The following is a 22775-nucleotide window of genomic DNA, read 5'->3' as shown; positions in this document are numbered from 1 at the left end:
CGGCGCCTTGCAATCGAGTCGATATGATCATGTACCAGTGAAAATCTGACGCCTACAGGGTGCGTCGTATCCAGTACAGGGATGGTCGCATCCAGTGTCGGTGACGTCGTTTACAGATTTTTTCAGCCCGATTTCTCCCTCTGAACCGCAAAAAAACGGCGAAAACACGGCGTAAAAGACACGCGGCGCTGGTGGGCATGAGTGCGTCGGTTAGAGACGTCGAACAACTGGATAAAAGCTTGATGATGCGGTCATCTCGGCGGATTGCAGCTTGAGCGTAGCAGCTCCGTCACCGTGCGCTTTTGCGTGCGCAGTGGGCCCATCCAGGAGTTCGGCAGTAATGGCTATCAGTGTTTTCGACCTGTTCAAAATCGGCATCGGCCCTTCCAGTTCACACACCGTGGGGCCCATGCGGGCGGCGGCGTTGTTTGTGCAGGGCCTGCGTGAGCGCGGGCTGCTTGAGCAGGTGCGGCGTGTCGAAGTCCAGCTGTTCGGCTCGTTGTCGGCCACCGGTATCGGCCACGGCAGCGACAATGCCGTGATCATGGGCCTGATGGGCGAGTGGCCGGATGCGATCGATCCGTCGCAAATCGGCATTCGTATCGCCACCCTGCGCGAGACCGATACGTTGCTGCTCGACAGTCGCTTGCCGGTGCCCTTCATCTGGGCCCAGGACATGCGCCTGATCGACGAGAACCTGCCATTCCATCCCAACGCCATGACCTTGATTGTCGAGGGTGATGACGGCGAGTTGCATCGCGACACCTACTATTCGATCGGCGGCGGTTTTGTCGTCGATGAGGCGCAGGCCTCCAGCGGTGTCGTCGACCTCGACCGCACTGTGTTGCCTTATGACTTTTCCAGTGCGGCCGAGCTGCTGGAGCTGTGTAAAAAGCACAATCTGCGCGTAGCTGAATTAATGATGGCTAACGAGAGGGTGTGGCGTAGCGAGGACGAAATCCGCAGCGGCCTGATGAAGCTCTGGCGCGCCATGCAGGATTGCGTCGAACAAGGCCTTAAACACGAAGGCATCCTGCCCGGCGGGCTGAACGTGCGCCGCCGTGCGGCCAAGCTGCATCGCAGCCTGCAGGAACTGAACAAACCCAACGTGATCGGCTCGACCTTGAGCGCCATGGAATGGGTCAACCTGTTCGCCCTGGCGGTCAACGAAGAAAACGCCGCCGGTGGGCGCATGGTCACGGCACCGACCAACGGCGCGGCGGGGATCATTCCGGCGGTACTGCACTACTTCATGAAATTCAGCGAGGCCGTGACCGACGCCAATGTCGTCGACTATTTCCTCAGCGCGGCGGCGGTGGGAATCCTGTGCAAGAAGAACGCCTCGATCTCCGGTGCCGAAGTCGGCTGCCAGGGCGAAGTCGGTTCGGCCTGCGCCATGGCGGCGGCGGGGCTGGCGGAAATTCTTGGCGCCACGCCAGAGCAACTGTGCAACGCGGCGGAGATCGGTCTGGAGCACAACCTCGGCCTGACCTGCGACCCGGTGGGTGGGCTGGTCCAGGTGCCGTGCATCGAGCGCAACGCGATTGCTGCGGTGAAGGCGATCAACGCCGCACAAATGGCATTGCGCGGTGATGGCCAGCACTTCATTTCGCTGGATCGGGTGATCCGCACCATGCGCGATACCGGTGCCGACATGCATGACAAATACAAGGAGACATCGCGGGGTGGGTTGGCGGTGAGTGCGGTGGAGTGTTGAGTCAGTAGTACCGAGTCGCATTCTTCGCGAGCAAGTCGAAGGGGCCAGATCAGTCAAAACTGCGCGCTAAGTGAACACCCGCTCGAAAACGCGCCACCTTTTAGCGCGTCGCTCACAGATAAATCGGCTTGCCACTGATCGAGGGCCAACCGGCCTTCGACCGCCTGTCACCCGTGCCTGCGGTGACACTCCTTTCCATCGCGGCGCAACGCCGTTCCCACAAGTGCTACCGAATTGCTCACAGCTTGTGGATCGGGGCGCTTGCCAGTCCTGATGGCCATTTAAATCCCCCTGCCTTGCAAGACATATATAGACACATTCCGACGTCGTTTTTAGGAGTTATTGAACGCGCATTCAAATTTAGGCATGGCAATTGCTCTGTCATTACAAAGCCCGTCTCCCACGCGAGAACGATGGCAATAAAAAGAGCCTCCGCCTGAGGCCATCACCCGCTTTGTGTGAGGAGATACCGCGATGACGACGTTCAACTCCGGGGCCCAACCCCAGAACCGTGCGCCTCAATCCATCGGCTTTCTGCTGCTGGACAATTTCACGCTGATTTCTCTGGCCTCCGCAGTGGAACCCCTGCGCATGGCCAACCAGTTGTCCGGTCGCGAGCTGTATCGCTGGACCACCCTCACCGTCGATGGCGGCCAGGTCTGGGCCAGTGACGGCCTGCAGATCACCCCCGACGCCTCCATGCACAAAGCCCCGCCAATGGACACCGTCATCGTCTGTGGCGGCATCGGCATCCAGCGCACTGTTACCCGCGAACACGTGTCATGGCTGCAAAGCCAGGCCCGCCAGTCCCGCCGCCTCGGCGCGGTGTGCACCGGCAGCTGGGCCCTGGCCTGCGCCGGCCTGCTCGACGGTTTTGATTGCAGCGTGCACTGGGAATGCCTGGCGGCCATGCAGGAAGCTTTCCCCCGTGTAGCGATGAGCACCCGCTTGTTCACCCTCGACCGTAACCGTTTCACCAGCTCCGGCGGCACCGCGCCGCTGGACATGATGCTGCACTTGATCAGCCGCGATCACGGCCGTGAGCTGTCGGCAGCCATTTCGGAAATGTTCGTCTACGAGCGCATCCGCAACGAGCAGGATCACCAGCGTGTGCCGCTCAAGCACATGCTCGGCACCAACCAGCCGAAGTTGCAGGAAATCGTCGCGTTGATGGAAGCCAATCTCGAAGAGCCGATCGACCTGGACGAACTGGCGGTGTATGTCGCGGTGTCCCGTCGTCAGCTCGAGCGGTTGTTCCAGAAATACCTGCACTGCTCGCCGTCGCGTTATTACCTCAAGCTGCGCCTGATCCGCGCGCGCCAGCTGCTCAAGCAAACGCCGATGTCGATCATCGAAGTGGCGTCGGTCTGTGGCTTCGTGTCCACGCCGCACTTCTCCAAGTGCTACCGCGAATACTTCGGCATTCCGCCGCGTGACGAGCGCGTAGGGTCAAACACCACCCAGCAAGTGGCGATGATGCCTTTGCCGCAAGCGTTGGTGCTGTCGCCGTTGTCCGGGCCGTTGTCGGCGCTGAGCCAGGCGCGCAATGAGTCGACGTTTGCCAGTGTAAGGCTCTAAACCGGGTCGACTTCATTCGCGAGCAGGCTCGCTCCCACATTGGATCTGTGTTGTTCACAGAACCAATGTGGGAGCGAGCCTGCTCGCGAAGGGGTTTTATCGGGCGGTGTGGTTTTGCTGGTACTCCGACAACGCCGGCAGCAATTGTTTGTCGATGGCCTGGCGCACTGCCGGCAGGATCGTCGCGCTGCTGGTGTACATCTCCTTGACCATCTTGCGAAGTTCATACGCCCGGGCATCGTCCAAGCCCCTTACCACGCACTCGCAAGCCTGCTCGGCGGTGGCTCCACTGGGCACGTTGAACCCCAACGACTTGAGCTGGCCCAACAGGTCTTCCTGGTCTATCAAATCGGCGTGCATCATGACGCAATCCTTCTTCAGGGAACGGTGTCGTGGTTCGATTCTGGTAGGGGGGGCGGGTGTCGGCAAGGGCGAATTGTCGCAATGGCTCAATTGGTTATGAACATGTCGTTTTCGGCTAACCTGGTTCGCGGGGGAGTGGGCACACTGGCCTCAGCTCGCTTCACGAAGGTTTGGTCACCCTCGCACGGCAGCTCCTCAACAGTACCCTCTGCCTCGATCCTGTCACGGCTTGATCGGGGTTTTTTTTGTCTGTGATTCAGTGGGTTTTGTGTTGATCGATATACCGCCTTCGCGAGCAAGCCCGCTCCCACAGTTGACCGAGTTCTCCCAGAGGAGTGCGATCGAATGTGGGAGCGGGCTTGCTCCGGGCGGCGTTCCGACGAAGAACGATGGCACGGTTTAACGTTGTAGTACGAGGATGCGCGACAACAGCTCATCCCGGTCCACATAGCAGCCCTGGAAGTGCCGCGCCCCGGTGGCGGGGTCGAAGGCGTTGCGGGCATGCAGGGTGCGGCGGTTGTCGAAGCACCACAGCTCCCCGGGATTGAGCCGCTGCATCAACCTGAATCGAGGCTCGCGGGTCATCGCGATAAAGCGCCGGTAGGCCTGATATAGCTTGGGCATTTGCTCCGCCGAGGCATCGAACGGCCCGCGCAGAAAGTTCGCCATGCGGATTTCCGACACCTGCCCCAAGGCATCCAGGGCGATGATCGGTGCAAGGCAGCGGTAGTCGCTGTGACGGTCCTTGTTGCGAAACTCCACGGGGATTTCGCAGAGGCTTTTGAAAGCTTCCGGATCTTCCCGGCGCAAGGCGTCGGCAATGGCAAAACCGTCGACAAAAACGCTCTCGCCACCCTCGGCGTCATTGACCAGGCAATGCAAAAATTGCAGCCCCGGTTGCAACTCCCGGGTCGGCAAATCGCTGTGCAGCGGCAGGTTGAAGGCGGTGTAGGCGTTGCTGTCGGCGTCGGCCTTGGATTGCACGTTGAACAGCACGCCGAAATTGCTCTCGCGGATGAAGGAAATGCGTTGGGCGATCAGCTTCAGAGAACCAGGTTCGGTGGGCACGCCACGGACCTGGGTCAGTCCGACATCCCGTACCGCCAACAGCCAATGCAACAAGGCGCCGGAGTCGTTCATCAGCGCTTGATACTCGAACACCGGCAAATGCAAATCACTGTGCCAGAGCCTGGCTTTCGGCTTGCGCGCCTGGCGTTCGGCGCGGGATTCGTCGTCATAGGCGTGGGCGCGCAGCCAGCCGGGGTCGAAGCGGCTGCTGTGGCCGTCCTGCCAATTCACCACCAGGCAGCCATCGCTGTCTATACGGGCGTTATCGGGTATCAGGTCTTGAGCCACATCGACGATTTCCAACAATTGCTCGCGGGTCACGGTGTAGACGCACTGCGGGCACGGGCAGTTATCCCGTAGCCATTGATGGTGGAAAGGGCTGACGCGATCGTCGGCCCACTTCACCAGAACACTGTCCGCCAGGGTCTGCACGCCAGTCAGCGCGCTGATCAACGGATAGGTACGAAAGTCGGCAAATGCAGCGGCGGTGTTCATGGCGATCTCCTTGTTATTTTTTTGGGGGTAATGCGATCACTCGGCCAATGTACTCGGGCGCTGGCAGGTCCGCCTGTTCGGCGACGATGGCTTGCAGCCGGCTCAAGGACAGTTCGCTGAACGGCGCCGAACGCGGCCCGGCGAGATCCACGTGCAGCAGCATCTGTTCGTTGCCAGCAAGTTCCCGGGCATCACCGACCAGGTGCAGGCTGTGATAGAGGTGCACGCGCTTGCTGTCGTGGGCGATGATTTGGGTGTGCACTTCGACCTGGGCGTCGAGCTTCACTTCGTGCAGGTAGTTCAGGTGCAGTTCGAGGGTGAACAGCGAGTTACCGCTGGCCTCGCGGCTGTTGCTGTCCAGGTCCAAGCGATCCATCAGGGCATCGGTGGCGTAGCTGAAAATCAGCAGGTAGAAGGCGTCGCGCAGGTGGCCGTTGTAGTCGACCCAGTCGGGGATGATGGTGGTTTGGTAGGTGGTGAGGGTGGGCATGATGACTGATCCAAGAAGTTAGGTGACTGGACTGCCGCTTTCGCGAGCAAGCCCGCTCCCACAGGGGGAATGCATTCCAATGTGGGAGCGGGCTTGCTCGCGAAGAGGCCAGTGCTGCTGGCCCCAAGCCTGGGGGTTACTCGCTGAAAGCCATCCCATGCTTCTCTTTGGTGGTCTTCACCGCCTCCAGCACCGCCAGCAGGCAGTCATCACGATAGCGCTCCAGCGCCGAAATGCTGTGTTTGCCCAGTTGATCGCTGGTGCCATCGACCACGTCGTCGATCAGTTTATCGGTCAGCTCCGGCGCCGGCAGGTAGGTCCACGGCAATTGCAACGCCGGGCCGAACTGGGCCATGAAGTGGCGCATGCCGGCATCGCCTCCGGCCAGGGTGTAGGTCAGGAACGTGCCCATGAACGACCAGCGCAAGCCTGCGCCGAAGCGGATTGCATCGTCGATTTCGCCGGTGGTAGCCACACCGTCGTTGACCAGGTGCAGCGCCTCACGCCAAAGCGCTTCGAGCAGACGGTCGGCGATGAAACCCGGTACTTCCTTGCGCACGTGCAGCGGGCGCATACCCAGGGATTCATAGACCTTCATCGCCGCTTGCACCGCTTCAGGGGCAGTGTTTTTGCCGCCGACCACTTCCACCAACGGCAGCAGGTAAACCGGGTTGAACGGGTGACCGACCACGCAACGTTCCGGGTGCGTGGCACTCTCGTAGAACTCGCTCGGCAGCAGGCCAGAGGTGCTGGAACCGATCAATGCATTGGGCTTGGCCGCCGCGCTGATTTTGCTGTGCAGGTCCAGTTTCAGCTCCAGCCGTTCCGGGGCGCTCTCCTGGATGAAATCGGCATCGCGCACGCACTCTTCGATGGTCGCGACAAAGCGTAGGCGATCCTGCGATGCACCGGGCGCCAGGCCTTGTTTCTCCAACGCGCCCCAGGCATTGGCAACGCGTTTGCGCAGGGCGGCTTCAGCGCCGGGTGCCGGGTCCCAGGCCACTACATCCAGGCCATGGGCGAGGGCGCGGGACACCCAACCGCTGCCGATGACACCGCTGCCCAACGCTGCGAAGGTTTTGATTTCGGTGATAAAGCTCATGGCAATTTCCTGAAGAGTTCGGTGATCCCTTGTGGGAGCGGGCTTGCTCGCGAAAGCGGTGGTTCTACCGCTGAAGATGTGCCGGATGTACCGGCCTCTTCGCGAGCAAGCCCGCTCCCACAGGGGTATGCGTAGGTTTGATTAGCCGCGCTTGGTCAGGCCCATTTTTGCCCGACCTTCAGCCGGGGTCAGGACGCGGGCACCGAGGCGGCTGAGGATTTCGCCGGCGCGCTCGACCAGTTGGCCGTTGGTTGCCAGCACGCCCTTGTCCAGCCACAGGTTGTCTTCCAGCCCGACCCGCACGTTGCCGCCGAGCAACACCGCTTGCGCCGCCATCGGCATCTGCATGCGACCGATACCGAAGCCGGCCCAAACCGCGTCGGCCGGCAGATTGTCGACCATGGCTTTCATGGTGGTGGTGTCCGCCGGCGCGCCCCAAGGGATGCCCAGGCACAGCTGGAATAGCGGATTATCGAGCAGGCCTTCCTTGATCATCTGCTTGGCGAACCACAGGTGGCCGGTGTCGAAGATTTCCAGCTCGGCTTTCACGCCCAGTTCCTGGATGCGTTTGGCGCCAGCGCGCAGCTGGGCCGGGGTAGAGACGTAAATGGTGTCGCCGTCGCCGAAGTTCAGGGTGCCGCAGTCGAGGGTGCAGATTTCCGGCAGCAGTTCTTCGACGTGGGCCAGGCGGGTCAACGGGCCGACCAGGTCGGTATTCGGGCCGAACTCCATCGGGTTCTCGCCGGCACCGATCTCCAGGTCGCCGCCCATGCCGGCGGTGAGGTTGACGATGATGTCCACGTCCGCCTCGCGGATGCGCTCCATCACTTCGCGGTACAGCGCCACGTCACGGCTGAACTTGCCGGTTTGCGGGTCGCGCACATGGCAATGAACCACGGTGGCACCGGCCTTGGCGGCTTCCACGGCGGCAGCGGCGATTTGCTTCGGGGTGACCGGCACGTGTGGGCTCTTGCTGGTCGTGTCGCCAGCACCGGTGAGTGCGCAGGTGATGATGACGTCGTGGTTCATGAGGCGGTTCCTTACAGGCGGGTTTTTGGTTTTGGCCAGGCGTAGTGATCCCGTTCGCAGCCCGTCGGGGCTGCGACTCGGTGGTTCGTTCGGGTTTATTTACTGGTCAGTTTCAGGTTTTCAGCGGCCGGTTTGCCATCGAAGGTGGTGACCCCTTCAAGCCAGCGTTTTTTGTCCTGCGGGTGATCCTTGATCCATTGCTTGGCCGACTCGAAAGCGTCCTTGTGATCCAGCAGCGGCTGCATCATCCGGCTCTCGTCTTCGGCGGTGAAGGTCAGGTTGGCCAGCAGGCGGCCGATGTTCGGGCATTGTTCGGCGTATGTCGGCGATGTGACGGTCCATACCGTGGCCTTGCCTTCATCCGGGCCAAGGGCGTTTTCACTACCGGTGAGGTAGGTCATTTTCACGTTGACGTTCATCGGGTGCGGCGCCCAGCCGAAGAACACCACGGCTTCGTTGCGACGTACGGCGCGATCCACGGCGGCGAGCATGCCGGCTTCGCTGGATTCGACCAGCTGGAACTTGCCGAGGCCGAACTGGTTCTTGGAGATCATCGCCTTGATCTGGGTGTTGGCGCCCGAGCCAGGCTCGATGCCGTAGATCTTGCCGCCCAGTTCTTTTTCGAATTTGGCGATGTCAGCGAAGGTTTTCAGGCCCTTGTCGGCGAGGTAGGTCGGCACGGCGAGGGTCGCGCGGGCGTCCTGCAGGCTTGGCGCTTCAAGCACCTTGACCTGTTTGGCATCGACGAACGGGGTGATGGTCTGGGTCATCAGCGGGTTCCAGTAGCCGAGGAACAGATCCAGACGCTGGTCGCGGATCCCGGCGAAGATGATTTGCTGGGAGGCGCTGGTTTGTTTGGTGTTGTAGCCGAGGCCATCGAGCAATACCTGGGTCATGGCACTGGTGGCGATCACGTCGGTCCAATTCACTACACCCATGCGCACGTTCTGGCACGCGGCGGGTTCGGCGGCCATGACACTGGCGCTCAGCAAAGCGGTACCACTGAGTGCAAGAACACAGCTGCTGATCAGTCGTTTCATCTCAGGTTCCTCGGCAGTTCGTTTATTGTGAGTTCCGGTGTCTGGTGCGCCGGTGATGCCAAGTTACGCAGCAAAGCACCGATGAAAGCGCACTGCGGCGACCAGCTCTTGCACTGCAGCGACCTGTGCTCTTGAATGCCGCTCGCAACTGGCGTATCAACATCCCTACGCTGCCCGCCCTCTCGTTACCTGGCCTCCTGTTACCTGCTAAGCGAGTGCGCTCCATGTCCCAGGATTTCTACTTCTTGTTGATGCCGGGTTTCTCGGCCATCGGGTTTATCTCGGCCATCGAGCCGTTGCGGGTCGCCAATCGTTTTCGCGGCGAGCTGTATCGCTGGCATGTGCTGAGCGCGGATGGCGGGGCGGTGCTGGCCAGTAACGGCATGTCGGTCAACGCCGATGCGGCGCTGGAACCGTTGAAAAAAGGCGCGACGCTGCTGGTGGTCGCCGGTTTCGAACCCCTGAAGTTCACCACCCCGGCGCTGGAACACTGGCTGCGCCGGCTGGACAACGAAGGCGTGACCCTCGGCGCCATCGATACCGGCAGCTTCATCCTCGCCGAGGCGGGTTTGCTCGACGGCCATCGCCTGACCCTGCACTGGGAAGCCATCGACGCCTTCAAGGAGTCTTATCCACAGCTCAGCGTCACCCAGGAGCTGTTCGAGATTGACCGCCGACGCATCACTTCCGCCGGCGGCACCGCTTCCATTGACCTGATGCTGGATCTGATCGCCCAGGCCCACGGCCCCGATCTGGCTATCCAGGTCAGTGAACAATTCGTGCTTGGCCGCATCCGCCCGCGCAAAGACCACCAGCGCATGGAAGTCGCCACGCGTTATGGCATCAGCAACAAGAAACTGGTGCATGTGATTGGCGAAATGGAGCAGCACAGCGAACCGCCGCTGAGCACTTTGGAACTGGCGGAATCGATCAAGGTGACGCGGCGACAGCTGGAGCGCCTGTTTCGCCTGCATCTGAACGACACGCCGAGCAATTTCTACTTGCGATTAAGGCTGGAGAAAGCCCGGCAGTTGCTGCGCCAGACCGACATGAGCGTGCTGGAAGTGAGCATTGCCTGCGGATTTGAATCGCCGTCGTACTTCACCCGCAGTTATCGGGCGAAGTACGAGCGCTGTCCGCGGGAGGATCGGCGCAGTGTTGGCGGTCGGCAAGGTGCCGGTGTGCTGCAACCCCCTTCTACAGAGGCACCCGTTATTTAGTGCACCTATCGGGATCTGAATTGGAGCACCAGTGCTGTCAGGCTGTCAGCGTTGTCAGTGGTTATAGTTATTTGCGCAGCCCACTGTTGATGTTCTGTTGTTTGATGCGTACGTATTGCCTGGCGAATATGTTCCTGTACGGCGAGTTTGTGCCTATCGGGTATCCCTGAAAGATTCGGGCCATCCTTGGCAATCTGGAAGGAGGCCTCGATGTCCTCATTGAAGTTGGCTTCATTGACCGCCTCTGTGTCGTTACGCGAGGTACTGGCAAACAAATCCCAATAATCACACGTATCTGCATATACGTGACTGAGTTCGTGAAATATCGTCCCTGACCGGTATATAGCTGACTGTTCGCGGGCCTTGGCATTCAAGTAAATTAACTTGTTCGCTTTAGATTCCGACGGGAATGAAAATGCCCGCTCATCAGGGGCGTGTGGGTTGTTCGCAGTGAAGACAAAGCGGGTACCGCTGACATAATCCTCCAATGCACCAGATAGAATTTTCTCGAGTTTCTCTTTAGCAGCGTTTGCCGCCAGCTCTAGATATTGTCTGCTGCCCCTTTGACCATAAACATTTCTTAGCTTGAGTATTGTCTCTACGGATAGGTTGGGTTCGCTGAGAGACGAAATCGCATTATTCGTGAGGTCTATAGCAGCCGAGAAATCTTGCTCGAATTCCCGCTTCTGTTTTTTCGGCAATTCATCGGCACGTCGATAGAGTATTGCCTGCCCAGAGGCGATCATTACCTGTTCCGATTCATTGATAGGCTCAACCGGCGAAAGCCCCTGGCTGTCCTTGAAACGCAATGGATTGTTTCGAACCATCCGGTAGCGGTTAAACCCATCGATGTCACCCGCCGGATCCGGGTTGATCCAGCGCTGCAGCCAGGGTGCGTAATAACGAAGTCCATAGTAATAAAGGCCGGTAGCGTCCCGTTCCTTTCCTGAGTACCGAATGGTCTTGTAACTGGCCTCGGCGTCACTTCGAGCAAGCCACCAGGCAGTGCCACCAAAAGCGTAGTAACCCTCCTGGCTTATCAGCGCGGCATCCTCGTCCAGTTCCAGCGTGCAGGAGCCGAGGTGATCGCCCAAACTGTAACGGATCTGGCCATTGGCAATGCCTTCGGGCGGATCTTCGTGCCAATGCAAAACCCGCGCGTTGCAATCTCCGGCGTCAGCATTCATGACATACCGTACTTCTTCGCGACCGTTGTAATGGATCTCCAACCCGGGCAGATAACGTACTTCGCTGGCCAAGGTCACAGATTTTGCTTTGCGATGGAGCACCTTGCGTAGCCGCTGGCCGTGGGCATCGTAGCGATAGCATTCATCGTCATTCGGTACCCCATCTCTGATGACTTGGATGACCTTGCTCAATTGATTGCGGCTATCCCACTGCATGGCCTGTGAGCCGGGTGACAGGACCAGCAAGTTGCCGTTGCTGTCGAAGCTCTTGATGAAGTCCGGCTCACCTGCCTGCGGTTTGGGCAAGCTGCGGTTACTTGAAAGTTCGGTCACCATCTCACGGGTGTAACTTCGAAGACCTTCATGGATGAGGGTTTGTAGGTTTCCTGCGGGATCATATGAGAATGTCTGTTTGTAGCTACTTGTCACTGTCGATTGCGACGGGCGCGTTAAGGGACCCTGGCTTGCGGCAACGGATTCTCGACCGCTTGCCGCTATCAATTGAGAAAGCGTGTCATATCGATAGTGGCTGGCTGGGTCAGTACGCTGGTTCCTGAAGTAGCGTATAGCTGTGGCCGAGTCCCGGATCCGGGTGATATTGCCGACAGGGTCGTAGGCGTAGGCAAGGTCCTGGAGCGCATGGCCTGGACGACTTGAGGTGAGTTGCAGCAGGCGATCGCTTTGAGCGTCATAACGGCGGGTTGTCGTCACACCATTACCCGCAGTTTCGTGTTCGATCTGACCACTGACGCTGTAGCGCCTGTTCCTGAGTAGCGTTTTGGCCGGCAGATGCCTGCGTTTGAGGATTACCTGTGTGAGTTGGCCTGCGACGTCATAGCCCAATCGTCTTTGGTTCTCCCGTGCATCGGTCTGGGTCAACAGGTCGCCCAGGGTGTTGAAGCGCCATTGGGTGGTTTCACTTTCGGCTTCGAGTTTGTTGTCGCAGTCAGTCAAGCGCTCTGGCCAACTGGCAACTGACAGGTCGTTCATGAATTGCCGGGATTCGCTTAGCCGGGTGCCCGCAAGGCTGTATTCATTGAGATGCAGGCAGCCAGCCGTGTCGTAATGGCGAATCAGGCGTCCGCACTGATTATGTGAGCTGTACTCGGCGTGGCTGTCGGCATAGACCATCCGCTCAGTCGTGGCAGAGGCAGCGTTGACAGCTTGCTCTGAGATGGCGATCGGGCGTAACAGGTTGTCGTACTCGATCTGACGTTGATTCTGTCGACCATCCCACTCGAATCGAAGCTCGCCTCTGGCTCCCGGCAATCTTGCTCTCCAGCCGGCATCAACGCTGTTGTTCAGTAATGGCTCGCCGGAGAGGCCGTACACCATGGTCAGATTGGGCTGGCCTTGCATTGGCCATAGTCGTGGGTCCCAGCCGGCGCTCAGGTGCCCGTTCGGGTTGTAAGCCTGGCGATTGATTCGCGGTTCAGGCGTTTGTTCCAGGTGGGCACGGTAGTAGGCCACGCTACGAATCGACTGGCGGCGTGGGTCCTGTGCCATCAGGGTTGGGGTGGCGTGGTGAATGTTGGTCTGCAGGAGGTCGGTCATGTGATTGTCGAGCGCTCATGGAAAGTTCCAATGTATGCGCTTGGTTTTTAGCCTGCCAACTCTCATAAATGACAGGGTTGCGTCTGTTTAAGAGCAGCGGTGGGGGACGGTACAAGAGGGCGCCAGCGTGGATCTGGCGCCGGATGGATCTTTTTGAATCTGCTTACTTCTTCATCAAAGCCGAACAAGCCGCCTTGTACGCCTCATGCTGATACTTGTTCAGCGTCCCTGGCAGTTCGAAATTGTGCTTTTTAGCTTGGGCATTGATGGTCTGCGGTGACAGCAAGGTCACCTCGCAATTCTCCAGCAACTGGAAAACCCCTTCGATCTTGAACGTGGTCGGCCCGCCAGCGAACTCGCCTTTCTTGCTACGCTTCTTGATTGCGATGCGGTCGATGGAATTCTCGCGGACAAACGAAGCGACCTGAGCGGCGAACACTTTGACGTTGGCGGCTTCGTCGTCATCGTCCAGGGCAATTTTCTTGGTGGCGAGCGCGACATGGCTCAGCGCCTGATCGTCCAGCGTGGCCACGGCGATGATCGCTTCGCTGCCTTTGATTTCGATGCCGCAGACTTTCATGTTCAATCCAATTAGTGACAGAGGGTGTGCAGCTTACAGCTCAAGCTGGCTGGCAGTGATGCCAAACGCCAAAGCGATTTTTTCGCGAGTGGCTTTACGGGGCTTGGCGACTGTTTCCTGTTGGGCAAAGGCAGGCTGGGTTATGCCCATGCGTTTGGCCACTTCATCCTGGGTAAGGTTCAAATGTTCGCGCCAGGCGCGGATAGGGGTAGCGCCATCGACGATACGGCTCACCACCTCATGGGGGATCAAGTCGGGCTCGATTTTCTGCGCCACGTATTGTGCATAGGGAATGACCACGAAGGCTGGATTGCCTTCGGCGTCGTTGATGATTTGAATGTCAGTAGGTGCGTTCATCGCGTTTTTTGACCTCTTGAATACTGACCACTTTGATCGCGCCATCCCAATCAAACATGACCCGGTAATTACCGACACGCAGCCGATAAGCGTAGTCATGACCGACCAGTGCTTTGACATTGCCTGCCTCAGGCATGTCAGCGAGCGCCGTGATGGCATCACGAACCTGAATCTGGTGAACGGAATGCAATCGCAAGAGTTGCTTAACGGCCTTTCGAGTCCAGTGAATGCTGTTCATGGAAGAATATAAGTCTTTTATAAGATTTGCGAATCTTTACTTATATTTTTATGCTTGGCCATCAACAACATTTGTCGGCATGTTGCGTGAAAAATCCGCAGAGCAGCGGCTTTGGAAAGAGGCTATAGGTCAGATCAGAGTGCTTTGTGGGAAAAGGGTTTTTTGGCGATTGAAAGCTGGTGGTAGTGCCAGCTTTCAGCGGGACATTCAGGACTATTCCTGCCCAATCGACTCCAAAAACTCCGACCGCTCGTCGCTCATCCGTGCCACACAATCGTTCTGGGCAATGGTGAACGCTTTGCTGCCAGCGGTGGTCGGGAAGGCTTCGACGGCGCAGTCTGCGTCGCGGGTCTTCAGCCATTGCTGTTGGGCGGCTTTGATCTTGGCGGTGATGTCGGCCAGTTGCGACGGGGTTTTGCCGTACTGCGACTGCATGCGCTCGGTCAGGCCCTGGAGGTTTTCCTTGAGCAGGTCTTCGGCGGAGGTTTTGCTGAAGGCAGAGCATTCCAGGGTCTGGACGTCGTTTTCGACTTTGTCGCACGGGTTGTCGTCGGCCACTTCCGCTGCGTGTACGCCGGTCGCAATCAGTGCCATTGCCAGAATGATCGATTTCATTATCGTCGCCGCTCTTGTCCAGTGAAGCATCCAGTGATGCGGCGAATTCTGGCCCAAGCCGAGGGCCTTGAACAGGTCGGAGATTGTGCCTGTTGACGACCCTTTGTCGCGGATTGACGCTTTCGGCAAACCCCCTGTCGTTTTTGCACCCGGCTGCCCCGGCCCTCAGGCATATGCTGGCCCCAAAGCGCCGGCAGACGATTCGGCGCATGAATCGCTAATAGGGGACAGCCTGATGAGCCCAGCCGAATTGCACGCCGACAGCATCGTTATCGACGGGCTGATTATCGCCAAGTGGAACCGTGAACTGTTCGAAGACATGCGCAAGGGCGGTTTGACCGCAGCCAACTGCACCGTGTCGGTGTGGGAGGGCTTTCAGGCCACCGTCAACAACATTGCCGCGAGCCAGAAGCTGATCCGCGAGAACAGCGACCTGGTGATTCCGGTCCGCACCACCGCCGACATCCGTAAAGCCAAGGAGCAGGGCAAGACCGGCATCCTTTTCGGCTTCCAGAATGCCCACGCCTTTGAAGACCAGATCGGCTATGTCGAAGTCTTCAAGCAGCTGGGTGTCGGTATCGTGCAGATGTGCTACAACACCCAGAACCTGGTGGGCACCGGCTGCTACGAGCGTGACGGCGGCCTGTCGGGCTTCGGTCGCGAAATCGTTGCCGAGATGAACCGGGCTGGCGTGATGTGCGACCTGTCCCACGTCGGCTCCAAGACTTCCGAAGAAGTCATCCTCGAGTCGAAGAAGCCGGTCTGCTACTCCCACTGCCTGCCGTCGGGGCTCAAGGAGCACCCGCGCAACAAGTCCGATGAAGAACTCAAGTTCATTGCCAACCACGGCGGCTTTGTCGGCGTGACCATGTTCGCGCCGTTCCTGGCCAAGGGCATCGATTCGACCATCGACGACTACGCCGAAGCCATCGAGTACGTGATGAACATCGTCGGCGAAGACGCCATCGGCATCGGCACTGACTTCACCCAGGGCCACGGCCAGGACTTCTTCGAATACCTGACCCACGACAAGGGCTACGCCCGCCGCCTGACCAGCTTCGGCAAGATCATCAACCCGCTGGGCATCCGCACCGTGGGCGAGTTCCCGAACCTGACCGAGACCCTGCTCAAGCGCGGCCACTCCGAGCGCGTGGTGCGCAAGATCATGGGTGAGAACTGGGTCAACGTCCTCAAGGACGTTTGGGGCGAATAAGCCGCCGCATCTCTGAATCCTTTCCCGCTGCCGTCCGTGCAGCGGGCAACACAACGAATTTTCTGGAGTTAAGTTTCCATGGCCAAGATCGCCCCGCAATTGCCAATCGAAGTCGACAGCGAAACCGGTATCTGGACCTCCGACGCCCTGCCGATGCTGTACGTGCCGCGCCATTTCTTCGTCAACAACCACATGGGCATCGAGGAAGTGCTGGGCGCTGAAGCCTATGCCGAAATCCTCTACAAGGCCGGCTACAAGTCCGCCTGGCACTGGTGTGAAAAAGAAGCCGAATGCCACGGCCTGGAAGGCGTCGCAGTGTTCGAGCACTACATGAAGCGCCTTTCGCAGCGCGGCTGGGGCCTGTTCAAGATCCAGGACATCGACCTCGACAAAGGCACCGCCAGCGTCAAGCTCGAACACTCGGCATTCGTCTACGTGTACGGCAAGGTCGGGCGCAAGGTCGACTACATGTTCACTGGCTGGTTTGCAGGGGCCATGGACCAGATCCTCGCCGCTCGCGGCAGCAAGATCCGCACCGTGGCCGAACAAGTCTACGGTGGCTCCGAAGAGGGCCACGAAGACGGCTTGTTCACCGTCAAGCCGTTGTAAGTCGAGGAACCCGCCATGGCTTTCGAAGCAATGTTCCAGCCGATCCAGATCGGCAAACTGACCATCCGCAACCGCGTACTCAGCACCGCGCACGCCGAGGTCTATGCCACCGACGGCGGCATGACCACCGACCGGTACGTCAAGTATTACGAAGAGAAAGCCAAGGGCGGGATCGGCCTGGCGATTTGCGGCGGCTCCTCCAGTGTGGCCATCGACAGCCCGCAAGGCTGGTGGAAGTCGGTGAACCTGGCGGACGACCGGATCATTCCGCACTTCCAGAATCTGGCCGATGCCATGCACAAGCATGGCGCCAAGATCATGATCCAGATTACCCACATGGGCCGACGCTCGCGTTGGGACGGCGAGCACTGGCCAACCCTGCTGTCGCCGTCGGGCATCCGTGAGCCGGTGCACCGTGCGACCTGCAAGACCATCGAGCCGGAAGAAATCTGGCGGGTGATCGGCAACTACGCCACTGCTGCGGCGCGGGCCAAGGCCGGTGGCCTGGACGGCGTCGAACTGTCGGCCGTGCACCAGCACATGATCGACCAGTTCTGGAGCCCGCGGGTCAACAAGCGTACCGACGAATGGGGCGGCAGCTTCGAGAACCGCATGCGTTTCGGTCTGGAAGTGATCAAGGCTGTGCGCAAGGAAGTCGGTCCGGATTTCTGCGTCGGCATCCGTCTGTGCGGTGATGAATTCCACCCGGACGGTTTGTCCCATGAGGACATGAAGCAGATCGCCAAGTACTACGACGACACCGGCATGATCGACTTCATCGGTGTCGTGGGTTCGGGTTGCGACACCCACAACACCCTGGCCAACGTTATCCCCAACATGAGTTATCCACCGGAGCCGTTCCTGCATCTGGCGGCCGGTATCAAGGAAGTGGTCAAGGCCCCTGTACTGCACGCGCAGAACATCAAGGACCCGAACCAGGCGACCCGTATTCTGGAGGGCGGCTACGTCGACATGGTCGGCATGACCCGCGCTCACATCGCCGACCCGCACCTGATTGCCAAGATCAAGATGGGCCAGGTCGACCAGATCAAGCAGTGCGTCGGCGCCAACTACTGCATCGACCGTCAGTACCAGGGCCTGGACGTGCTGTGCATCCAGAACGCCGCGACCTCCCGTGAATACATGGGCGTGCCGCACATCATCGAGAAAACCACCGGCGTCAAACGCAAGGTAGTGGTGGTCGGTGCCGGCCCGGCCGGGATGGAAGCCGCTCGTGTATCGGCCGAACGCGGCCACGACGTGACCCTGTTCGAGAAGAAGGAATTCATCGGCGGGCAGATCACCACGGCCTCGAAAGCCCCGCAACGGGACCAGATCGCCGGTATCACCCGCTGGTTCCAGCTGGAGCTGGCGCGGCTGAAAGTCGACCTGCGCCTGGGTACCGCGGCGGATGCGGCGACCATCCTGGACCTGCGTCCGGATGTGGTGGTGCTGGCGGTGGGCGGTCATCCGTTCCTGGAGCAGAACGAACACTGGGGCGCGGCTGAAGGCCTGGTGGTCAGCAGCTGGGACGTGCTCGACGGCAAGGTTGCGCCGGGCAAGAACGTGCTGGTCTACGACACCATTTGCGAGTTCACCGGGATGTCGGTTGCCGACTACCTGGCCGACAAGGGCAGCCAGGTCGAGATCGTCACCGACGACATCAAGCCGGGTGTGGCTATTGGCGGTACGTCGTTCCCGACTTACTACCGCAGCATGTACCCCAAAGAAGTGATCATGACCGGCGACATGATGCTGGAGAAGGTCTACCGCGAAGGCGACAAGCTGGTGGCGGTGCTGGAAAACGAATACACCGGCGCCAAAGAGGAGCGGGTGGTCGACCAGGTGGTGGTGGAAAACGGCGTGCGTCCGGACGAAGAAATCTACTACTCGTTGAAGGAAGGCTCGCGCAACAAAGGCCAGATGGACATCGAAGCCTTGTTCGCGATCAAGCCGCAACCTTCGCTGAGCACCACGGGCGACGGTTACTTGCTGTTCCGTATCGGCGACTGCGTGGCTCAGCGCAATACACACGCCGCGATCTATGACGCGCTGCGGTTGTGCAAGGATTTCTAAGAGCTTGTGGATAACCCTTGTAGGAGCGAGCTTGCTCGCGATGGACGTGAACGATGACGCGGGGAGTCTGACTTAGCGCGGCGTTCTCAGGTTTTTCGCGAGCAAGCTCGCTCCTACAAGGAATCGGGCAAGGCATCCAGGTAGTTTGGCCTGCAAGACCCTGCGGTCTTTGGGAGCTTCACCTATGTTGAACACCCTTCTTCCAATCCTGTTGTTCGCAGCCCTGGGCCTTGGTGTCCTGGGCGCGTTGCGGCGGGTGGCCATGTGGCGCCGGGGCCGGGCTTCGAAAGTCGACCTGATCGGCGGCCTGTTCGCCATGCCCAAGCGCTACATGGTCGACTTGCACCATGTGGTCGCGCGGGACAAATACATTGCCAACACCCACGTCGCCACGGCCGGCGGTGCGGTAGCGTCCATCGTGCTGGCGATTCTGGTGCATGGTTTCGGCCTGCATAACCGCTTCCTCGGCTATGCGTTGCTGCTGATGACGGCAGTGATGTTCGTCGGCGCGATCTTTGTTTACCTGCGTCGGCGCAACCCACCGTCCCGTCTGTCGAAAGGCCCGTGGATGCGCCTGCCGAAAAGCCTGCTGGCGTTCTCGGTCTCGTTCTTCCTGTTGACCCTGCCGGTGGCCGGGATCCTCCCGGAAGACTTCGGTGGCTGGTTGTTGGCGGCGATTCTCGGGGTTGGCGTGTTGTGGGGCGTGTCGGAACTGTTCTTCGGCATGACCTGGGGCGGGCCAATGAAACACGCCTTCGCCGGTGCACTGCACCTGGCCTGGCACCGTCGCGCCGAACGCTTTGGCGGTGGTCGGTCCACGGGCCTCAAGCCTCTGGACTTGAGCGACCCGACCGCGCCACTGGGCGTGGAAAAACCCAAGGATTTCACCTGGAACCAGTTGCTCGGCTTCGACGCCTGCGTGCAGTGCGGTAAATGCGAAGCAGCGTGCCCGGCGTTCGCTGCCGGCCAGCCGCTGAACCCGAAAAAACTGATTCAGGACATGGTCGTCGGCCTGGCCGGTGGTACCGACGCCAAGTTCGCCGGCAGTCCGTATCCGGGCAAGGCGATAGGCGAACACGCCGGCAATCCGCATCAACCGATCGTCAATGGTCTGGTGGATGCCGAGACCCTGTGGTCGTGCACCACCTGCCGTGCCTGTGTCGAGGAATGCCCGATGATGATCGAGCACGTCGATGCCATCGTCGACATGCGCCGTCATCTGACCCTGGAAAAAGGCGCGACCCCGAACAAGGGTGCCGAAGTCCTGGAAAACCTGATCGCCACCGACAACCCGGGCGGCTTCGCGCCGGGCGGGCGGATGAACTGGGCGGCTGACCTGAACCTCAACCTGCTCAGCGAAAAGAAATCCACCGATGTGCTGTTCTGGGTCGGCGACGGTGCCTTCGACATGCGCAACCAGCGCACCCTGCGCGCCTTCGTCAAAGTGCTCAAGGCGGCGAAAATCGACTTCGCCGTGCTCGGCCTCGAAGAGCGCGACAGCGGTGACGTGGCCCGGCGCCTGGGCGACGAAGCGACCTTCCAGCTGTTGGCCAAGCGCAACATCCAGACCCTGGCCAAGTACAGTTTCAACCGCATCGTCACCTGCGATCCGCACAGTTTCCACGTGCTGAAAAACGAGTACGGCGCCTTCGATGGCAACTACCTGGTGCAGCACCACAGCACCTATATGGCGGAAATCATCCAGGCCGGCGCGCTGAACCTCGGTCAGCACAAAGGCGACAGCGTGACCTATCACGACCCGTGCTACCTCGGCCGCTACAACGGCGAATACGAGGCACCGCGTCAGGTCCTGCGCGCGCTCGGGATTGAAGTGAAAGAGATGCAACGTTCCGGTTTCCGCTCGCGCTGCTGCGGCGGTGGCGGCGGCGCGCCGATCACCGACATTCCCGGCAAGCAACGCATTCCCGACATGCGCATGGAAGACATCCGCGAAACCGGCGCCGAACTGGTGGCCGTGGGTTGTCCACAATGCACCGCGATGCTCGAAGGCGTGGTCGAACCCCGGCCGATGATCAAGGACATTGCCGAACTGGTGGCCGACGCGTTGCTCGAAGACGCAACGCCGGGAAAGCCTTCGGCACCGGCCAAACGTGAACCTGCGGAGGTGCATTAATGAGCGACATTATCCGCCGCGACCCACGCGCCGAATGGATCGCCCGCAACCGCTTGCACCCGCTGCACGCGGCCATGCAACCGGCGCAACACAGCTGGATGGGGCCTAACGGTCTCATCCGCAAGAATCCTCACGGGATCGGTTTTATCGGTCCCAGCGGCATCAAACGAATCGACCGCAGCGGCGCTCAGCAGGGCGGGGCGACCAAACGTTCAGCCGCGGTTGAAGTGCAATTGCCGCTGCATCAAGTGCCTGCACCCGCGTTCTACATCAGTGTGGTGCCGGACATGGTCGGTGGTCGCTTGAGCAGTCACGACCGCGACCTGCTGGGCCTGGCCCATCAACTCGCCGGCAAGGACGGCGCAGTGCTGGCCGTGGTGTTCGGCGAACACAAGGAAAACGCTTTCGCCACGGCGGGCGTCGACCGCCTGCTGGTGCTGGAAGGCGAAGAATTCAACGGTTATGCACCGGAACAACGGGTCCAGGGCCTGCGGGCTGTGGATAACCAGTTCAGCCCGCGTCACTGGTTGCTGCCGGACAGCCGCAGTGGCGGTGGCGAACTCGGTCGACGTTTTGCCGCGGCACTGGGCGAGCGCCCGGCCACGCGGGTCTGGCAGGTCAAGGATCAGGAGTGCATCGGCCGTGCTGGCGCGGGTCTGCAAGACCTTGCCCGTCCGCTGGCGCGATTGATTCTGGCGGCTGCCGAGTGCGCCGAACCGGTCAGCGAAACCCGTCACGAAGCGCTGCCCGTGGAGTTATCCACAACCGTGGCGCGCAGCCTGTCGCGGATCGAAGATCTGGGCGCGGTGGCGGTGGATCCGGCGGCAATTCCCATGGCCGAAGCCGAGTTCATTTTCTCCGGCGGTAATGGGGTCAAGGACTGGGGACTTTTCCACAGGAGCGCCGAAGCCCTCGGCGCGACCGAAGGCGCATCGCGGGTGGCGGTGGACGATGGCTTCATGGCTCGCGACCGCCAGGTCGGCGCATCCGGTACCTGGGTCACAGCACGGGTGTATGTGGCGGTGGGGATTTCCGGGGCGATCCAGCATCTGCAAGGCATCGGTGCCTGCGACAAGGTGGTGGCGATCAACCTCGACCCTGGCTGCGACATGATCAAGCGTGCGGACCTCTCGGTGATCGGTGAGAGCGCGGAGATTCTTCAAGCCTTGATCGAGGCGGTAGAGGCTTACCGCAACGACGCCAAGCGCGATGCGGCTTAAGGGAAGGAAAGGGTTATGAGCACGAAAATCATCAGCCTGGTGTCCATCGGCGCCCACCCGACCTCCGGTCGGCCACGTCGCGCGGAACAGGATGCGCGGGCGGTGGAACTGGGCCTGCAATTGGCTGGGGATAACTTGCAGGTGCTGCATGCCGGCGACATCGCCGAGCCTGCCTTGCGCGCCTACCTGGGCATGGGGCTTGAGCAACTGCATGTGCTGGAGCAACCGCAAGGTGCCGACGCGCTACCGGCGCTGACTGAGTATCTGCGCGATGCAGGTGCTCAGGTGGTGTTGACCGGCAGCCAGGCGGAAACCGGTGAAGGCTCGGGCATGTTGCCCTTCCTGCTGGCCGAAAGCCTGGGCTGGCCGCTGGTGGTGGGGCTGGCGCAGGTCGAGTCCATCGATGGCGGTTCGGCGCTGGTGCTGCAAGCCTTGCCCCGTGGTCAACGCCGTCGGCTGAAGGTACGCCTGCCGTTTCTGGCGACGGTGGATAACGCCGCCCCCAAGCCTCGGCAGAGCGCTTACGGCCCAGCCCGACGCGGCGTGCTGCAAGCGCAGGACGTCGAGGTCATCGACGATGAACTGCTCGCGGTCGCCACCCTGCAACCGGCCAAGCCACGGCCCAAGCGCCTGAAGATGATCAAGGCCAAGAGCGGCGCCGACCGCATGAAAGCTGCGACGGCCAAGGCCAGTGGTGGAGGCGGGCAGGTGCTCAAGGGCGTGTCGGCGCAAGCCGGGGCCGAGGCCATCCTCAAATTGCTGATTGAAGAAGGTGTGGTCCGCTAACAATCAATGTGGGAGCGGGCTTGCTCGCGAAGACGGTGTGTCAGTCGACATCAATGCCGCCTGATACGACGCTTTCGCGAGCAAGCCCGCTCCCACAGGGTGTT

At 60.3% G+C, this 22775-nt stretch carries 20 protein-coding genes; 9 read left to right on the top strand and 11 right to left on the bottom strand.

Annotated elements, in window-relative coordinates; all coding sequences use genetic code 11:
* Positions 1 to 340 precede the first annotated feature (340 nt).
* Both AC3IT6_RS27040 and gbdR read left to right on the top strand, forming a co-directional pair.
* Entirely contained in the window at positions 341 to 1717 is a 1377-nt protein-coding gene (locus AC3IT6_RS27040; protein ID WP_489353664.1) for an L-serine ammonia-lyase, read from the top strand.
* Between the two features lie 474 nt (positions 1718 to 2191).
* Entirely contained in the window at positions 2192 to 3295 is a 1104-nt protein-coding gene (gbdR, locus tag AC3IT6_RS27035; protein WP_007975492.1) for a choline metabolism transcriptional regulator GbdR, read from the top strand.
* A gap of 96 nt (positions 3296 to 3391) precedes the next feature.
* On the opposite strand, the gene AC3IT6_RS27030 is transcribed toward gbdR, so the two are convergent.
* From AC3IT6_RS27030 to AC3IT6_RS27005, 6 genes are all read right to left on the bottom strand, one after another.
* Positions 3392 to 3658 (bottom strand): hypothetical protein, encoded by a 267-nt coding sequence (locus tag AC3IT6_RS27030; RefSeq protein WP_489353663.1) that lies wholly within the window; start codon positions 3656 to 3658, stop codon positions 3392 to 3394.
* A gap of 399 nt (positions 3659 to 4057) precedes the next feature.
* Positions 4058 to 5221 carry a gamma-butyrobetaine dioxygenase gene (locus AC3IT6_RS27025; protein WP_489353662.1) on the bottom strand — a complete coding sequence of 388 codons (1164 nt, stop codon included), beginning with the start codon at positions 5219 to 5221 and terminating at the stop codon, positions 4058 to 4060.
* A 13-nt stretch (positions 5222 to 5234) separates the two neighbouring features.
* Positions 5235 to 5711 carry a thioesterase family protein gene (locus AC3IT6_RS27020; RefSeq protein ID WP_489353661.1) on the bottom strand — a complete coding sequence of 159 codons (477 nt, stop codon included), beginning with the start codon at positions 5709 to 5711 and terminating at the stop codon, positions 5235 to 5237.
* A gap of 136 nt (positions 5712 to 5847) precedes the next feature.
* On the bottom strand, positions 5848 to 6813 hold the full coding sequence (locus AC3IT6_RS27015) for an L-carnitine dehydrogenase (RefSeq protein WP_095964145.1): 966 nt from the start codon (positions 6811 to 6813) through the stop codon (positions 5848 to 5850).
* A gap of 141 nt (positions 6814 to 6954) precedes the next feature.
* Positions 6955 to 7842 (bottom strand): 3-dehydrocarnitine:acetyl-CoA trimethylamine transferase CdhC, encoded by an 888-nt coding sequence (cdhC, locus tag AC3IT6_RS27010; RefSeq protein ID WP_150725122.1) that lies wholly within the window; start codon positions 7840 to 7842, stop codon positions 6955 to 6957.
* Positions 7843 to 7937: 95 nt separating this feature from the next.
* Complete coding sequence (locus AC3IT6_RS27005; protein WP_489353660.1) at positions 7938 to 8882, bottom strand: choline ABC transporter substrate-binding protein; 945 nt, start codon at positions 8880 to 8882, stop codon at positions 7938 to 7940.
* 224 nt (positions 8883 to 9106) lie between these two features.
* Here AC3IT6_RS27005 and AC3IT6_RS27000 point away from each other — a divergent pair, with 224 nt between their 5' ends.
* The gene (locus AC3IT6_RS27000) at positions 9107 to 10102 is read left to right on the top strand and encodes a GlxA family transcriptional regulator (RefSeq protein WP_489353659.1); all 996 of its coding nucleotides are present in this window, start codon (positions 9107 to 9109) and stop codon (positions 10100 to 10102) included.
* 5 nt (positions 10103 to 10107) lie between these two features.
* Here AC3IT6_RS27000 and AC3IT6_RS26995 read toward each other — a convergent pair whose 3' ends face one another.
* From AC3IT6_RS26995 to AC3IT6_RS26975, 5 genes are all read right to left on the bottom strand, one after another.
* Positions 10108 to 12843 carry an RHS repeat domain-containing protein gene (locus AC3IT6_RS26995; protein ID WP_489353658.1) on the bottom strand — a complete coding sequence of 912 codons (2736 nt, stop codon included), beginning with the start codon at positions 12841 to 12843 and terminating at the stop codon, positions 10108 to 10110.
* A gap of 163 nt (positions 12844 to 13006) precedes the next feature.
* Positions 13007 to 13423, bottom strand: a complete 417-nt coding sequence (locus AC3IT6_RS26990) for a DUF3010 family protein (protein ID WP_489353657.1) — start codon at positions 13421 to 13423, stop codon at positions 13007 to 13009.
* A 33-nt stretch (positions 13424 to 13456) separates the two neighbouring features.
* Positions 13457 to 13780, bottom strand: coding sequence for a helix-turn-helix domain-containing protein (locus AC3IT6_RS26985; RefSeq protein ID WP_056726566.1), 324 nt, complete (start codon positions 13778 to 13780; stop codon positions 13457 to 13459).
* Complete coding sequence (locus tag AC3IT6_RS26980) at positions 13764 to 14018, bottom strand: type II toxin-antitoxin system RelE family toxin (protein WP_489353656.1); 255 nt, start codon at positions 14016 to 14018, stop codon at positions 13764 to 13766. The genes AC3IT6_RS26985 and AC3IT6_RS26980 overlap by 17 nt, the downstream gene beginning before the upstream one ends.
* A gap of 213 nt (positions 14019 to 14231) precedes the next feature.
* Complete coding sequence (locus tag AC3IT6_RS26975; protein WP_489353655.1) at positions 14232 to 14633, bottom strand: lysozyme inhibitor LprI family protein; 402 nt, start codon at positions 14631 to 14633, stop codon at positions 14232 to 14234.
* A gap of 235 nt (positions 14634 to 14868) precedes the next feature.
* Between AC3IT6_RS26975 and AC3IT6_RS26970 the strand changes: the two genes are divergently transcribed.
* The 6 genes from AC3IT6_RS26970 (at position 14869) to etfB (ending at position 22671) form a co-directional block, all read left to right on the top strand.
* A complete protein-coding gene (locus AC3IT6_RS26970) occupies positions 14869 to 15846 on the top strand; it encodes a dipeptidase (protein WP_489353654.1) in 978 nt (325 codons plus the stop codon).
* A gap of 78 nt (positions 15847 to 15924) precedes the next feature.
* Entirely contained in the window at positions 15925 to 16455 is a 531-nt protein-coding gene (locus tag AC3IT6_RS26965; protein WP_056726569.1) for a DUF5943 domain-containing protein, read from the top strand.
* A 15-nt stretch (positions 16456 to 16470) separates the two neighbouring features.
* Complete coding sequence (gene dgcA, locus AC3IT6_RS26960) at positions 16471 to 18531, top strand: dimethylglycine demethylation protein DgcA (protein WP_489353653.1); 2061 nt, start codon at positions 16471 to 16473, stop codon at positions 18529 to 18531.
* A 184-nt stretch (positions 18532 to 18715) separates the two neighbouring features.
* A complete protein-coding gene (gene dgcB / locus AC3IT6_RS26955) occupies positions 18716 to 20665 on the top strand; it encodes a dimethylglycine demethylation protein DgcB (protein WP_489353652.1) in 1950 nt (649 codons plus the stop codon).
* The gene (gene etfA / locus AC3IT6_RS26950; RefSeq protein WP_489353651.1) at positions 20665 to 21885 is read left to right on the top strand and encodes an electron transfer flavoprotein subunit alpha; all 1221 of its coding nucleotides are present in this window, start codon (positions 20665 to 20667) and stop codon (positions 21883 to 21885) included. Before dgcB ends, etfA begins: the two co-directional genes overlap by 1 nt.
* Positions 21886 to 21900: 15 nt before the next feature.
* Positions 21901 to 22671 carry an electron transfer flavoprotein subunit beta gene (gene etfB, locus AC3IT6_RS26945; RefSeq protein ID WP_489353650.1) on the top strand — a complete coding sequence of 257 codons (771 nt, stop codon included), beginning with the start codon at positions 21901 to 21903 and terminating at the stop codon, positions 22669 to 22671.
* The last annotated feature ends 104 nt before the right edge of the window (positions 22672 to 22775 follow it).

The organism is Pseudomonas sp. KH_017 (assembly GCF_057840285.1).
The sequence above is the reverse complement of the archived record's forward strand: the minus strand, read 5'-3'. Positions and strand labels throughout refer to the sequence as shown.